General features: G+C 73.1%; 14 protein-coding genes. 8 read left to right on the plus strand and 6 right to left on the minus strand.

Annotated elements, in window-relative coordinates:
• Nucleotides 1–2: 2 nt before the first annotated feature.
• Nucleotides 3–1,262 (minus strand): sulfatase family protein, encoded by a 1,260-nt coding sequence (locus J3P38_RS09585; protein ID WP_210503406.1) that lies wholly within the window; start codon nucleotides 1,260–1,262, stop codon nucleotides 3–5.
• Between the two features lie 233 nt (nucleotides 1,263–1,495).
• On the opposite strand from J3P38_RS09585, the gene J3P38_RS09590 reads away from it, so the two are divergent.
• Complete coding sequence (locus J3P38_RS09590) at nucleotides 1,496–2,170, plus strand: hypothetical protein (protein WP_210503407.1); 675 nt, start codon at nucleotides 1,496–1,498, stop codon at nucleotides 2,168–2,170.
• 17 nt (nucleotides 2,171–2,187) lie between these two features.
• Here the strand turns inward: J3P38_RS09590 and J3P38_RS09595 are convergent, their stop codons facing one another.
• Nucleotides 2,188–2,577 (minus strand): VOC family protein, encoded by a 390-nt coding sequence (locus J3P38_RS09595; RefSeq protein WP_210439527.1) that lies wholly within the window; start codon nucleotides 2,575–2,577, stop codon nucleotides 2,188–2,190.
• A 158-nt stretch (nucleotides 2,578–2,735) separates the two neighbouring features.
• Between J3P38_RS09595 and J3P38_RS09600 the strand changes: the two genes are divergently transcribed.
• The 6 genes from J3P38_RS09600 (at nucleotide 2,736) to J3P38_RS09625 (ending at nucleotide 8,929) form a co-directional block, all read left to right on the plus strand.
• Complete coding sequence (locus J3P38_RS09600) at nucleotides 2,736–3,797, plus strand: LLM class flavin-dependent oxidoreductase (protein WP_210503408.1); 1,062 nt, start codon at nucleotides 2,736–2,738, stop codon at nucleotides 3,795–3,797.
• Between the two features lie 96 nt (nucleotides 3,798–3,893).
• Nucleotides 3,894–4,946, plus strand: coding sequence for an ABC transporter substrate-binding protein (locus tag J3P38_RS09605; protein WP_210503409.1), 1,053 nt, complete (start codon nucleotides 3,894–3,896; stop codon nucleotides 4,944–4,946).
• Entirely contained in the window at nucleotides 4,946–5,782 is an 837-nt protein-coding gene (locus J3P38_RS09610) for an ABC transporter permease (RefSeq protein WP_210439530.1), read from the plus strand. Before J3P38_RS09605 ends, J3P38_RS09610 begins: the two co-directional genes overlap by 1 nt.
• On the plus strand, nucleotides 5,758–6,540 hold the full coding sequence (locus J3P38_RS09615; RefSeq protein ID WP_210503410.1) for an ABC transporter ATP-binding protein: 783 nt from the start codon (nucleotides 5,758–5,760) through the stop codon (nucleotides 6,538–6,540). The genes J3P38_RS09610 and J3P38_RS09615 overlap by 25 nt, the downstream gene beginning before the upstream one ends.
• Complete coding sequence (locus J3P38_RS09620; RefSeq protein ID WP_210503411.1) at nucleotides 6,537–7,886, plus strand: LLM class flavin-dependent oxidoreductase; 1,350 nt, start codon at nucleotides 6,537–6,539, stop codon at nucleotides 7,884–7,886. Before J3P38_RS09615 ends, J3P38_RS09620 begins: the two co-directional genes overlap by 4 nt.
• Entirely contained in the window at nucleotides 7,883–8,929 is a 1,047-nt protein-coding gene (locus tag J3P38_RS09625) for an aldo/keto reductase (protein WP_210439533.1), read from the plus strand. The genes J3P38_RS09620 and J3P38_RS09625 overlap by 4 nt, the downstream gene beginning before the upstream one ends.
• Before the next feature lie 29 nt (nucleotides 8,930–8,958).
• Here J3P38_RS09625 and J3P38_RS09630 read toward each other — a convergent pair whose 3' ends face one another.
• Nucleotides 8,959–10,350 carry an MFS transporter gene (locus tag J3P38_RS09630; protein WP_210439534.1) on the minus strand — a complete coding sequence of 464 codons (1,392 nt, stop codon included), beginning with the start codon at nucleotides 10,348–10,350 and terminating at the stop codon, nucleotides 8,959–8,961.
• A gap of 87 nt (nucleotides 10,351–10,437) precedes the next feature.
• Here J3P38_RS09630 and J3P38_RS09635 point away from each other — a divergent pair, with 87 nt between their 5' ends.
• On the plus strand, nucleotides 10,438–11,472 hold the full coding sequence (locus J3P38_RS09635; RefSeq protein WP_307807829.1) for an LLM class flavin-dependent oxidoreductase: 1,035 nt from the start codon (nucleotides 10,438–10,440) through the stop codon (nucleotides 11,470–11,472).
• 3 nt (nucleotides 11,473–11,475) lie between these two features.
• On the opposite strand, the gene J3P38_RS09640 is transcribed toward J3P38_RS09635, so the two are convergent.
• The 3 genes from J3P38_RS09640 to J3P38_RS18360 are packed head-to-tail and all read right to left on the minus strand — an operon-like array spanning nucleotide 11,476 to nucleotide 14,608.
• Complete coding sequence (locus J3P38_RS09640; protein ID WP_210439536.1) at nucleotides 11,476–11,874, minus strand: low affinity iron permease family protein; 399 nt, start codon at nucleotides 11,872–11,874, stop codon at nucleotides 11,476–11,478.
• A gap of 20 nt (nucleotides 11,875–11,894) precedes the next feature.
• Nucleotides 11,895–12,554, minus strand: coding sequence for a response regulator (locus J3P38_RS09645; RefSeq protein ID WP_210503413.1), 660 nt, complete (start codon nucleotides 12,552–12,554; stop codon nucleotides 11,895–11,897).
• Nucleotides 12,551–14,608 carry a sensor histidine kinase gene (locus tag J3P38_RS18360; protein ID WP_210503414.1) on the minus strand — a complete coding sequence of 686 codons (2,058 nt, stop codon included), beginning with the start codon at nucleotides 14,606–14,608 and terminating at the stop codon, nucleotides 12,551–12,553. Before J3P38_RS18360 ends, J3P38_RS09645 begins: the two co-directional genes overlap by 4 nt.
• Between the last annotated feature and the right edge of the window lie 107 nt (nucleotides 14,609–14,715).

Here is a 14,715-nt window from a genome sequence, read left to right on the forward strand (position 1 = left end):
ACCTACTGCTCGAGGGCGCGCATGGCGAGGCCGCGTGAGCCGAACAGCTGGCGGGCCTTCCTCGACCACTCGGACACGTCGGCGTCCTGGAGGCTGCGGAGCTGGTGAGGGTCCCGGGCGAGGTCGTAGAGCTCCCACTCGCCGGCGTCCTGGTGCTCGACGTAGACGTGGGAGCCCTCGCGCACGAGCACCCAGTCGAGGTGGGTGTTCTCGACGGCGAGGCGGCGGCGCCAGCCCGACCAGTCGCCGGAGGTGAGCGGACCGAGCATGGAGCGGCCGTCGAGGTCGCGGCCGGCGTCCGGGTCGAGCCCGGCGAGGTCGAGGGTCGTCGGCATCAGGTCGACCTGGGAGACCAGCGCGTCGACGGCGCGCGGCTCGACGCCCGGCCCGCGGACGACGAACGGGACGCCGGCCGACTCCTCGTAGGGCTGCGACTTGTGGAACAGGCGGTGCTCGCCGAGGAGGTAGCCGTTGTCGGAGACGAAGAAGATCCACGTGCGGCCGAGCTGGCCGGTGTCCCGCAGGACGTCCAGCACCTCGGCGACCTGGTCGTCGACGTCCTGGAGCTCCTCCAGCTTGCCCTCGTAGATCCGGCGCATGCGGCGGCGGTCCTGCGGCGGCAGGTCGCGCAGCCACGTGGGCTTGTCGCTCATGTCGGCCTCGTTCGACGCCGGCGGATCCCACTCGACGGCGTCGAAGTCGTCGGCGTGCTGCGGACTCGGCGTGTAGGGACCGTGCGGCGCCGTGGGCGAGAACACCGCGAACCACGGCCCGCTGTCCTGACGACGGCGGATGAACCGGCGCAGCCGCCGGGCGGCGAACCGGTCGAACGCCCGCTGTCCCTCGACCCTGCGGATCTCCCCGTCCACGCTGACCCGGGGGTCGTCGATCATCCCGTCGAGCAGCGCGACCCAGCGGTCCCAGCCCGGCGCCACGTACGTCGGGTCCTGGGCGAGGCCGTTCATGTACTTGCCGAAGTAGCCGGTGTCGTAGCCGGCCGCCTGCAGCCTCGTCGCCACCGTGTCGCGGTCGCGCCGCTGCGCCACGAACGGCTGGTGCGTCATGTTGGTGTCGCACCCGTGGTTGTGCGGGTAGAGGCTCGTCAACATCGACGCCCGCGCCGGCCCGCAGAGCGGCATCGCGCTGTAGCCCTGGCGGAAGTGCACGCCCTTCCCGACCAGGCGCCGCCACGTGCTGTCCATCGACCTGAGCGTCGAGCGCGGCTGGTCGTCCGTGATGATCCACAGGACGTTGTCGGGCACGGGGTCAGGTTACGTCGGCCCGGGGCCGACGGGTGCCCGCATCCGGGTGGGCTCGTCGGAGGGCAAGACCTTCGCCGCGCGTGTGGCCCGCGCTCAGGGGGGACATGCCGCAGCCGGCCCCACGTGTCGGACGCGGCGTACCGTGGACCTCGGATTCCTGGGGAGGGACAGTGCGTGGAGACCGGCGCCGCATCAGGCTCAGGCCGCATCCGTGGTTCGGCACCATCGCGGTCGTGGTCGCCGTGCTCGCGATGACCACGACCTTCTCCTGGCTGAGCCTCGAGGATCATCGGTCCCCGCGGCCGCGGGACAGCGAGACGGTGGCGATCGATCCCAGCACCTCTCCGCCCGCCTCGGTCGACAGGGAGTCACTGCAGGCCGCCATCGACACGGCCGTCGAGGAATGCCGAGGAGTCTGGGAAGCACAGGAGCAGCCGTTGCAGGCTGCGGCTGTCTCTCTCGCGCAGTGGCAGCTGCACGTCGACGCGATGAACCAGCTGGTGGCCGATGAGATCACCTTCGCCCAGGCGACGGCGTTCTGGGAGCAGACCCGAGTCCAGGCTGCCGACAACGTCACGGCGTTCACCGAGGCCGACAGCGGTTACGTCGCCAGCGACCCCTCCTGCCCGACGCCGGTCGTGCCCGACGGCATCGTCGTGGACACCGAGGCCCTCACTGCGTGCGAGGACGGCATCGAGGTGAGGGACCAGGCGCTGGACGCCGCACGGGTGTCGATCCGAACCTGGCACCACCACGTCATCGACATGGACCTGCTTCGCGCGGGCAAGCTGTCGCCCGAGCTCGCCCTCGAGCTGTGGCGGAGGTACTGGAGGCAGGGTGTCGAGGAGCTGGCCGCCTACCGCGAGCAGCTCGGGCGCGCCGAGCAGGAGTCCTGTGCCGGAGCGTGAGCCGCCGGGGCTCGCGGCTACTCGACCACCGACGCGGCCGCGGACCGGTCGGGCAGCTGCTGGAGTGCCCAGCCGTTGCCGTCGGGGTCGGCGAAGAACACGAACCGGCCCCACTGGAGCTCCTCCACCTCGCTGACCTCGACACCGCGCCCGACCAGCTCGGCGCGCACGGCGTCGGCGTCGGCGACCACCATCTGGAGGTTGTCGAGCGAGCCGGGCTCGAGGCGGGTGAGCCCCTTGCCGAACGCGATGGAGCACGCCGACCCCGGCGGCGTCATCTGCACGAACCGCACGTCGTCGCTGACGACGTGGTCGTGGTCGGCGGCGAAGCCGACCCTCCCGTAGAACTCCTTGGCCCGGTCGACGTCGGTGACGGGCACCATCACCAGCTCCAGCTTCATGTCCATGCTCCGAGGCTAGGGCCGACCCAGGCCGACCGCCGGCCGCTCTCGCGTCCGACTCGCGTCCGACTCGCGACCACCTGCGGGCAACGGGGGTGCGCGTGTGTTATCTCTAGTAACCCACTAGACAATAGCCCGATACGCAGCGCAGGAAGGCTCGCTCGATGGAGTTCCTCTGGTACATCCCCAACCAGGTCACCCCGGGTCACCGGCTCGACGACACCGTCGCGGAGCACAACAGCCTCGGCCGTCTCACGAGACTGGCGCGTCTCACCGAGGACCACGGTTGGGGCGGCGCGCTCATCGGCACCGGCTGGAAGCGGCCGGACACCTTCACCGTCGCCACCGCGCTGGTCGCGGCCACCACCACGTTCAACCCGCTAATCGCGATCCGCCCCGGCTACTGGACGCCCGCCCACTTCGCCTCGTCCGCGGCGACGCTCGACCAGCTCAGCGGCGGGCGGGTGAAGGTCAACATCGTCTCGGGGCCGGACCACCAGCCGGAGTACGGCGACGACGAGGGCGACCAGGCGCAGCGCTACGCCCGCACGCGCGAGTTCATGCGGCTCGTGCGGCGCTACTGGACCGAGGACGACATCACCGTAGAAGGCGAGCACTACACCGCCGAGGGCGCCACCCTCGAGCACAAGCCGGTCGTCCGCGAGGGCCGACCGCACCCGCAGCTCTACTTCGGCGGCGCCTCCGAGGCCGCCCAGCGCACCGCCGCCGCCGAGGCGGACGTCCAGCTCTTCTGGGGCGAGCCGCTCGACGGCGTCGCCGCCCGCATCGAGCACCTGCGCGCGCTCAGCGCCGAGCTCGCCCGGGACCTCCCGCCGCTCGAGTACGGCCTGCGCATCACCACGCTGGTGCGGAACACGACCGAGGAGGCGTGGGCCGACGCCGAGGCCAAGGTCGCCGCGATGGCCGCGGGCCAGGACGAGTCGGCCGCCGACCCGGGACGCCGCGTGGCCGTCGGGCAGCAGCGGCTGCTCGACCTGGCCGGACGCGGCGACGTCCTCGACGACTGCCTCTACACCGCGCCCGGCCGCGTGGGCGGCGGCGGCGCCGGCACGACGTGGCTCGTCGGCTCCGCGGACGACGTCGCCAAGGCGCTGCGCCGGTACGCCGACCTCGGCGTCACCCACTTCGTCCTCAGCGACACGCCGTACGAGCGTGAGATCGCCCGCGTCGGCGATGCCCTCCTGCCGCTCCTCCGCCCGGCCTGAGGAAGGCGCCGGGTGCAAGGGAGAACCGCGCGCGCAATGTGCAGTAAAACGACCAAACTTGTGTACTTTAGTTCCGACCCGAGAAGGAGAACACCCATGCCACGACGAGGGCCACACCGCCCCCTGATCCACACCGCCCTGCTGACGACCGTCGGCCTGCTCGCGCTGTCCGCCTGCGGCGGTGCCGAGGCCGGGCCGCGGCTCGAGCTGTCCGCCGCCCTGCCCGACGCCCCTGCCGAGGGCACCGTCCTCCGCGTGGGCGACCCGGCCACGCAGGTCGCCCTGGAGACCTCCGGCATGATCGACGAGCTCGACGTCGAGGTCGAGTGGGCCAACGTCACCGGCGGACCGAAGACGCTCGAGGCCTTCCGCGCCGACGCCATCGACATCGGCTCCGTGGCCGACATCCCGCCCCTCTTCGCGCACTGGACCGGCACGGACGTCCGCATCGTCGCCGCCCGGGAGACCGTGGACCCGATGGAGCACCCGACCTACGAGCTCGGTGTCGCGCCCGGCGTGGACGTGCGGAGCACCGAGGACCTGAAGGGCAAGACGATCGCCTACAGCCCCGGCCAGGCGCAGGGCGCGCTGGTGCTCAACGTGCTGCGCGAGGCCGGCCTCACCCAGGACGACGTCGAGTTCGTCGAGATGCAGAGCGTCGACGACGCGTTCTCGGTCGCGCTGGCCAGCAAGCAGGTCGACGTCGCCCCGCTGGGGCAGACGCTCGCCAAGACCTACCTCGCGAAGTACGAGCAGGACGGCGCCACCACCATCGACCCCGGTGTGCGCGACGACGCCTGGACGCTCTACACGCCGACCGCCGTCGTGCAGGACGCCGACAAGGCGGCCGCGATCAAGGAGTACGTCGCCATCTGGGCGAAGGCGCAGCAGTGGATCTCCGACAACCCCGACGAGTTCGCCGAGGCCTACTACGTCGACCACGAGGGCCTCTCGCCCGAGGACGCGCAGCACGTCGTCGAAGCCCTCGGCGAGTTCACGGTGCCGACGAGCTGGGACGAGTTCATCGCTCGCCACCAGGAGACGGTGGACACCCTGGTCGAGGCGCAGGACCAGGAGCCCCTGGACGTGGAGACGCTCTACGACCGCCGGTTCGAGAAGGCCATCGCGGCCGCGGTCGGCGGGTCGTGATGGCCACGCTCACCGCACCCTCGCGCCCAGTCGCGACCGCGCAGGACGTCCGTCCGGTCCGGCGGCGGCTCGGTCCCGGCGAGCCGATCCGCTTCGGCGGGCTCGTCGGCATCGTCGCCCTGCTCGCAGCGTGGGTCGTCGGCTCGGCCACCGGCCTGCTGGACCCCCGCACGCTGACGGAGCCCTGGACGGTCCTCGAGACGGCGGGCATGCTCGTGGAGAACGGGCGGCTGCAGGAGAGCCTGGTGACCTCGGGCGTCCGCGCGGCGCTCGGCCTCGGCCTCGGCGTGGCCGTCGGCACGGTCCTGGCGCTGGTCTCCGGACTGTCCCGGATCGGCGAGTCGTTCATCGACGGGCCGATCCAGGTCAAGCGCTCGATCCCGACGCTCGCCCTGATCCCGCTGCTCATCCTGTGGCTGGGGATCGGCGAGCCGATGAAGATCATCACCATCGCCCTGGCCGTCTTCGTGCCCGTCTACATCCACACCCACAACGGCCTGCGCACCATCGAGGGCCGTTACGCCGAGCTCGCCGAGACCCTCGGCGTGACCCGCGGCGAGTTCATCCGCCACGTGGTGCTGCCCGGCGCCATGCCGGGCTTCCTGCTCGGCATGCGCTTCGCGGTGACCTCGTCGCTGCTCGCACTCGTCGTCGTCGAGGTCATCAACGCCACGAGCGGGATCGGCCACATGATCACGCTCGCGTCCAACTACGGGCAGACCGACATCATCGTCGTCGGCCTGGTCGTCTACGCGCTGCTCGGCGTCACCGCCGACGCGGCGGTCCGGCTCATCGAGAGGAAGGCCCTGTCATGGCGTCGCACCCTGGCCAGCTGACCCCCGCGGTGCGGGTGAGGTCCCTGCACCGCAGCTTCAACGAGACGGGCGGTGTGCTCAACGGCCTCGACCTCGACATCGCGCCCGGCGAGTTCGTGGCCCTCCTCGGGCGCAGCGGATCGGGCAAGAGCACCCTGCTCCGCGCCCTCGCAGGTCTCGACCGCGGCGTCGCCGGCACCGGCGTCATCGACGTCCCCGAGAAGGTCTCGGTCGTCTTCCAGGACTCCCGGCTGCTGCCGTGGAAGCGCCTGCTCGACAACGTCGTGTTCGGGCTCCGCAGCCGCGACGCCGCCGAGCGCGGGTCGCAGGCGCTCGCGGAGGTCGGCCTCGGCGGCCGTGAGAAGGCCTGGCCCCACGAGCTGTCGGGCGGGGAGCAGCAACGTGCCTCGCTCGCGCGGTCCCTGGTCCGCGACCCCCAGCTGCTGCTGGCCGACGAGCCGTTCGGTGCCCTCGACGCGCTGACGCGCATCCGCATGCACACCCTGCTGCGCAAGCTCTGCGAGGTGCACCGGCCGGCCGTGCTGCTGGTGACCCACGACGTCGACGAGGCGATCGTCCTGGCCGACCGCGTCATCGTGCTCGACGGCGGCGTCGTGCGTCACGACGCACGCATCGACCTCGGCACCCGCCGCTCGCAGGCCGACCCGGCGTTCGCGCTGCTGCGCTCGCGGCTGCTCGCCGAGCTGGGCGTCGAGGACGACCACGACGCCGTGCCCGGACGCCACGCCGACCTCCCCGTGGAGAGGGCCGCCTCGTGACCGCTCAGCTGCACCTCAACCTGTTCATCTACCCCGACGGCCACCACGAGGCGGCCTGGCGGCGCCCGGAGTCGCAGCCCGAGCGGATCACCGACATCACCTACTACCAGGAGCTGGCCCAGCGTGCCGAGGCGGCGAAGCTCGACGCGGTCTTCTTCGCCGACGGCCCGGCGCTGGCCGACAACATCCGCTACGCCGCGCGCGGCGGGCTCGAGCCGATCACCAAGATGACCGCGATCGCCGCGGCCACGGAGCGGATCGGTGTGATCGGAACGTCGTCGACGACCTACAACGAGCCCTACAACCTGGCCCGGCAGTTCGCCTCGCTCGACCACCTCAGCAACGGGCGGGTCGGGTGGAACATCGTCACCACCTCCTCGGCCGCGGCGGCGCACAACTTCGGCCTCGACGCGCACCCCGCCCACGCCCAGCGCTACGAGCGCGCCGAGGAGTTCCTGGACGTCGTCACCAAGCTGTGGGACAGCTGGGAGGACGACGCGGTCCTCGCCGACCGCGCGAGCGGCATCTACGCCGACACCGACAAGATCCATCGCATCGACCACGTGGGACCGCACTTCTCGGTCGCCGGACCCCTCAACGCGCCGCGCTCGCCGCAGGGACGGCCGGTCTACGTGCAGGCGGGGTCGTCGGAGGACGGCAGGGCGTTCGCGGCCCGCTGGGCGGAGGCGATCTTCACCGCGCACCAGACCCTGGAGAACGCCCGGGAGTTCTACGCCGACATCAAGTCGCGGACCCGATCCCAGGGCCGTGACCCCCGCCAGCTCAAGGTGCTGCCCGGCATCAGCCCGTTCATCGCGTCGACGGCCGCCGAGGCCCGCGCGCTGGAGGAGGAGTTCAACGACCTCACCCAGCCGGCGTACTCCCTCAGGCAGCTGAGCAACCTCGTCGGCGTCGACCTGACGGCGTACGACCTCGACGGGCCGTTCCCGACCGAGGTCGTGGCGCCCGTGGGGGAGCGCGCCTTCCACAGCCGCTCGCAGCTGGTGCTCGACATCGTGGCCCGCGAGGACCCGACCATCCGGCAGCTGTGCCACCGCCTGGCCGGTGCGCGCGGTCACCGCGTGGTGGCGGGCACCCCGGTCGACGTCGCCGACACCATGCAGGAGTGGGCCGAGAACGGCGCCGCCGACGGGTTCAACGTGATGCCGCCGTGGCTCCCAGGTGGGATCGAGGTCTTCATCGAGGAGGTCGTGCCGATCCTGCGCCGCCGCGGCTTGTTCCGCAGCGAGTACACCGGACGCACGCTGCGCGACCACCTCGGCCTCGACCGCCCCGACAGCCAGTACGCCCCCCGACCCGCCTCGATCCAGAAGGAGACTGCATGAGCTACGAGTCCTACCGGCCGCTGGGCCGCACCGGCGTCCAGGTCAGCCCGCTGACCCTCGGCGCCATGATGTTCGGCGAGTGGGGCAACCCCGACCACGACGAGTCGATCGCCATCATCCACCGTGCCCTCGACGCCGGCATCAACGTCATCGACACCGCCGACGTCTACGCCCGCGGCGAGTCCGAGGAGATCGTCGGCAAGGCGCTCCGGGCGCGCAGCGGCAGTCGCGACGACGTCTTCCTGGCCACCAAGTTCCACGGCAGCATGCACGACGAGGACCCCAACCAGGCGGGCAGCTCGCGGCGGTGGATCATCCGCGAGGTCGAGCACTCGCTGCGCCGCCTGCAGACCGACCACATCGACCTCTACCAGGTCCACCGGCCCCGCCCCGAGGTCGACGTCGACGAGACGCTCGGCGCGCTGACCGACCTGGTCCGGCAGGGCAAGGTGCGCTACATCGGCACGTCCACGTTCCTGCCGTCGCAGGTGGTGGAGGCGCAGTGGGTCGCGGAGAAGCGGCAGCGGGAGCGTCCCGTCACCGAGCAGCCGCCGTACTCGATCCTCGCCCGCGAGGTCGAGCGCGACATCCTGCCGACCGCGCAGAAGTACGGCCTCGGGGTCCTGCCGTGGAGCCCGCTCGCCGGGGGGTGGCTGTCGGGCCGCTACCGCCGGGGCGAGGACCCGCAGGTGACCTCGAGCCGGCTGCGGCGCCAGCCCGCGCGGCACGACCCCGCGTCCCCGGAGAACAGGGTCAAGCTCGAGGCCGTGCACCAGCTGCAGGAGCTGGCCGACGACGCCGGTCTCTCCCTGATCCACCTCGCGCTGGGCTTCGTGCTCGCCCACCCGGCCGTCTCGTCGGCCATCATCGGCCCGCGCACGCTCGAGCAGCTCGAGTCGCAGCTCGGCGTGGAGAAGGTCGTCCTGCCGCCCGACGTGCTGGACCGCATCGACGAGATCGTCCCGCCCGGCACCACGCTCAACGAGGCCGACCGGGGTTACGCACCTCCGGCGCTCGTGGAGGCGGCGCTCCGGCGCCGCTGACGTCCGCCGCCTGGTCCCACGGGGGAGGATCAGGCGGCGGGCGCCGCCCGCACCGCGGCCAGCACGCCCAGGACGCCGATGGCGACCGACAGCGCGTAGACCGCCGGGAACGGGTCGTGACCCGCCCTCTCGGCGGTCGCGTAGGCGATGCCGCTGACCGACAGCGCGAGGGCGGCACCCAGCGAGTCGGCCACGGTCAGGGCGGAGGAGTTGAAGCCCCGGTCCTCGTCGGTCGTCGCTGCGAGCATCGCCACCCCGGTGCGCGGGTAGGCGAACCCCATGCCGACGCTGGCCAGGACGTACGCCGCGACCGGCACGGCCGCGGGCACGCCGGCGCCGCCGGAGCGCAACCACACCAGCACGGCGATCCCGGCGACGCCGACCAGCACCACCGTCGTGCCGAAGCGCAGCGCGGCGACGTCGGAGACCCGCTCGCCCAGGCGCGATGACGCCTGGCTGGACGTCGCCCACACGACCCCCACGCAGGTCAGCGCGATGCCGGCCTGGCCCGGGGTGAGGTCCCAGCGCTCCTGGAGGACGTAGACGATGTAGGCCTCGGCGCAGAAGAACGACGCGGCCAGCAGGCCGCGCGTGGCGATGACCGATGGCAGGCCCCGGCCGCCGGTGAGCGTGCCGACGGGCAGCAGCGGCCGGAGGCCGACGACGACGAGCACGAACGCCCCGGCCGCGGCCGCGAGCGTCGCGCCGGTGCCGGAGCCCAGCAGCTCGAGCGCCAGCACGGCGGCCGCGGCCAGCACCGCCCAGCCGAGCCGCGAGCGTGAGGCGGCGCCGGGCTGCTCGGGCACCGGCTGGGAGCGCGCGGTGCCGGTGACCAGCGCCGCCGCGACCGCCACCAGCACGACGATCCCCAGGAAGACCCAGCGCCAGCCGAGCGCGTGCGCGACGAACGCCGCCACGCCGGGTCCGAACAGCGCGGGCAGCACCCACGCGGCGGCGAACGACGCGAACACCGCGCCCTGCAGCCGTGCGGGGTAGACGAGCCCCACCAGCACGTAGGCCACCACGATCATGGCGCCGCTGCCGAGCCCCTGCACGATGCGCCCGAGGACGAACACCTCCATCCCCCACGCCGTGCCGCACACGGCGAGGCCGAAGGAGAAGGTGGCCAGCGACGCCAGCAGCGGCTGCAGCGGTCCGCGCCGGTCGGTCCACATGCCGGCTCCGACCATCCCCACCACGCCGCTGGCGAAGGGCGCTGCGAAGGCCAGCGCGTAGAGGTCGAAGCCGTCGAGGCTGCGGGCCACCGTCGGCATGACGGTGGTGACCGCCATGGACTCGAACGCCGCGAAGACGATGAGGGAGAACAGGCCGATGGTGGTCGTCGCGTAGGCCGGGGAGAGGAGGCCCCCGCGGGGGCGGCTCGTGCCCGACCCGGTGCCGGGGGTGGTGCTGCTGGTCACTGTCGAGACGGTATGACCTCGGCCGCACCCGGGGGCACCCGGGTGGTGCGCCGGAATAACCGGGCACGCCGGCACGCTGGGCCGACAGTGACTGCCCTCTCCGTGCTCGACCTCGTGCCCGTCCGCAGCGACCAGAACACCGGCGACGCCATCGCCGCCTCGCGCAGCCTGGCGCGGGTCGCCGACGAGCTGGGCTACCGCCGCTACTGGGTGGCCGAGCACCACAACATGCCGGCCGTCGCGGCGACGAACCCGCCGGTCCTCATCGCGATGCTCGCCGCCGCCACCGAGCGGATCCGGCTCGGCTCGGGCGGCGTGATGCTGCCCAACCACGCGCCGCTCGTCGTGGCGGAGCAATTCGCGCTGCTGGAGGCCGCCTTCCCCGGCCGCATCGACCTGGGCATCGGCCGCGCGCCCGGCACGGACCCGTTGACCAGGTACGTCCTGCGGGGCGGCAGCGCGGAGTCGGCCGACGAGGCCGTGAGCAAGTTCCCCGACTACGTGGAGGACATCCGCACCCTGATGACCTCCGACGGCGTCGAGCTCCAGGTCGGCCCGCGCCGCCAGCCCCTCCGGGCTACCCCCTCCGCCCGGTCCGTCGCGGACATCTGGCTGCTGGGATCGAGCGACTACTCCGCCCGCCTCGCCGCGGAGAAGGGGCTGCCCTACGTGTTCGCGCACCACTTCTCCGGCGAGGGGACCGCCGTCGCGCTGGACCTCTACCGGTCGTCGTACCAGCCCTCACCGGAGTACCCGGAGCCGCGCACGTTCCTCACCGTCAACGCCGTCGTGGCCGAGACCGAGGAGGAGGCGCGCCGCCAGGCGCTGCCGAACGTGCAGCAGATGCTCGCCCTGCGCACCGGTGGGCCGCTGCTGGCGCAGCGGCTCGTCGAGGAGGCGGAGGCCGTCGAGATGACGCCCGACCAGCGGGCGTTCGGGCAGGCCATGGCCAGCCGCTGGATCGTCGGCTCGCCCGACCAGGCGCGCGCCCGGCTCGAGGAGCTCGCGGCCGAGCACGGCGTCGACGAGGTGATGGTGCACCCCGTCGCCGGGGCGGCCACGGGGACCGACGTGCGCACCTCGCCGAACCGCGAGACGACGCTGCGGCTGCTGGCCGGCTGAGCCCTAGTGCCGCTCCTCCAGGCCGACCGCCTCGCGGAGCCTCGTGACGGCCTCGGTGAGCTCGGGGTCGTCGGCGGCACGTGACGCCATGAGCGCGGCGAGGGCCTCGGCCAGCACGTTGAGCTTCTCCTGCATGGCCTCGGTGCTGCGCCGCCCGGCGTTCTCGAGGAGCACCAGGAGCAGCAGCGAGAGGACCGCGCCGAAGGTGTGGATCGCCAGCTCCCACTTCGTGGTGCTGGTCCACAGCGGATAGCTGAGGGCCCAGATCGCGACGACGGCCACGCACACCGCGAAGAACGGTGCGCGGCTGATCAGCTTCGTCGACAGGTCGACGAACCGCTCGAACGGGTCGGGACCCGCCTTGTTCTCGCGGCTCTCCGCCGCGTCGGTGCGCTGCTCCATCCCCGGAACCTAGCGCCTGCTCAGCCGTCGCGCCCCAGGCCGGCGTCGCGCGCGCGGATGATCACGTCCGCCCGGTCGGTGGCCTGCAGCTTGGCCAGGATGCTGGTGATGTTGTTGCGGATCGTCTTGGGGGAGAGGAACAGCTGCTGGGCGATCTGGCCGTTGGTGCGCCCCGCGGCGATGAGGTCGAGCACCTCGGTCTCCCGCTCGGTGAGCTCGGGGAAGGGCCGCTCGGGTCGGGCGGCCGGGGCGAGCACCTCGGCGATGCGTGCGGCGAGGGAGGCGCCGAAGACGACCCCGCCGGCATGGACCGTCGACACCGCCCGGACGATCTCGTCCTGCTCGGCGCCCTTGCGGAGGTAGCCGCGGGCACCCGCCCGGAGCGCCGACAGCACCGTGCCGTCGTCCTCGCCCATCGTCAGCACCAGCACGCCGACCTCGGGCTGCGCGGCGACGACCGCGCGAGTGGCCTCGATGCCGTTCATCACGGGCATCTGCACGTCCATGACCACGACGTCGGGCCGGTGCTCCGCGGCCAGCGCGACCGCCTCCGCGCCGTCGGAGGCGCGAGCCACCACCGTGATCCCGGGCAGCGGGTCGAGCAGCGAGGCGAGGCCGTCGCGGAAGACGGGGTGGTCGTCGGCGATCAGCAGCCGGATCGGGTCGGACGCATCGGTCATCGCACGCTCCCCTCCTCGCGGGGCACCGCCGCGGTCTCGCTCACAGCGGTGCCGTAGGGCAGCACCGCGCGCACGGTCGTGCCGCCGCTCTCCGGGCAGGAGACCTCGCAGCGTCCGCCGAGCTCCTCGGCCCGCTCGCGCAGGGAGAGCAGTCCCACTCCCGCGGAGACGTCGGCGGCGATGCCGCGCCCGTCGTCGGCCACCACCACGGTGAGGGCGCCCGGCCCCGCCTCGAGGCACACGTCCGCGCGGCTCGCGCCGGCGTGGCGCACGACGTTGGTCAGCGCCTCGGCGACGATGCGGTACGCCGCCACCTCCACGGCGGCCGGGAGCCCGGAGACGCCCGAGGCGGTCACGGTGACGTCGAGCTCGGAGCGCACCCGCTCGGCCTGCTGGCGCACCGCCGCCTCCAGGCCGAGGTCGTCGAGGGCCGGCGGGCGCAGGTCGTGCACCAGGCGGCGCACGTCCTCGAGCGCGTCGCCGACCTCGGTGCGAGCCAGGCGCACCAGCTCACGAGCACGCACGGGATCGGCGTCGATCGCGTTGCCGGCCGCCTGCAACCTCAGGGCGACCCCGCCGAGAGCGGGGCCCAGCCCGTCGTGCAGGTCGCGGCGGATGCGGCGTCGGTCGTCCTCCCGACCGATGACCAGGCGTTCGCGGCTCTCCTGCAGCTCGGTCGCGAGCAGCCGCGCGCGGATCGCGACGGCCGCCTGGCGGACGAGGTCGACGAGCAGGCCCCGGTCGCGGTGGGACAGCATCGACCGGAAGCCGTCGACGGGGAGCACGAGCCGGCCGACCTGCTCGCCCTGGTAGGCGATGTCGATCTGGTGCACCTCGGTGGGCGCGGTGCCGTGGGCCGCGGACAGCAGGCCGCCGTCGGGGGTCAGCACCTCCACCCGCACGTGCCGCACCTTGAACGCGTCGGCCACCGCGCCCGCCAGCGCCGGCAGCTGCTCGTCGACGCTGTCGCTGGTCTCGAGGCGGGCGGCCAGCGCCGACACGGCGCCGTACCGGTCGCCCCGCCGACCCAGCAGCAGGCGCCGGACGAGACCTCCCAGCCAGGCGCGCAGGGGACCGTAGACCACGACGGCCAGCACGAGCACCACCACCGTCACGTCGCGCTCGTCGAGCCGCTCGCCCAGCACGGCCGTGCCGGCCGCGAGCACGAGCAGGTCGACGGCGACGACGACGGCCGCCACGACGGCGGTCGTGAGCGTCCAGGCGACGAGGGCGTCCACGTCGAGGGTGCGTGGGCGCACGAGACCGATCGCCACGGAGACCGAGAGGGCGGCGACGGCGAGGTCGAGCAGGACCGTCGTCACGAGGCCGCCCACCGACAGGGTCGAGGCGGCCACGACCATGAGCACGCACATGATGCCGGCCCAGAGCAGCCACCGCAGCTGCGTGCGCTCGTACGCCGACGCGCCGCGGTGACGCACCCACAGCAGGGCGACCGCCAGGACGACCGAGCCGAGCGTGAGCACCTGTCCCGCCCGCAGCATCGCCTCCGCGGCGGCGTCGGAGAAGGGGAACGGGACCAGCTCGGTCGAGCCGACCGGCTCGCCGGCGCCGAAGACGACGGCGTCGGGGGCGAGGAGCAGCGCGACCGGCAGCGCCACCGAGGCCGCGGCGGCGAGGACGGCCAGCGGTCGCCAGCGGCCCGGCAGCAGCCGACCGGTGGGGTAGAGCAGGAGCAGCCCGACCAGGCCGGAGAGCAGGAAGGCGCCGGACCGGGCCACGAACCAGAAGCCGAGGTCGGTGCCCGGGAGCCCACGGGCGAGGCTGAACGCGATCCAGCCGTAGAAGCTGCCGTCGAGGGACCACCAGCACGCCACCACGCCGAGCAGCCGGCCGACGGTGTCGCCGGGCCGGGCGAGCAGGACGACCACGGACGCGGCGGCGAGCATCAGGCCCGGGACGGCCGTGCTGGTGGCCGCCTCGGTCGAGGCCGCGGCGCGCTCGGCGTCGGTGGTGACGAGGTCGAGCCAGAGCGACGCGCCGACCGCGGCGAGCGACGTCACGGCGACCGCGAGGGGCTCGAGGAGTCTGCTCACGCGAGCAGTATCGCCGCGCCGGGGTCCCGTCGTCAGGGGACCGCGGTCCCGTCCGCGCGGGACACCCGGACGGGACGTGCCTCGGGACGGCTGTCCCTGTGGCTCGG

The organism is Nocardioides xinjiangensis, assembly GCF_017916455.1.
Lineage (GTDB): Bacteria > Actinomycetota > Actinomycetes > Propionibacteriales > Nocardioidaceae > Nocardioides > Nocardioides xinjiangensis.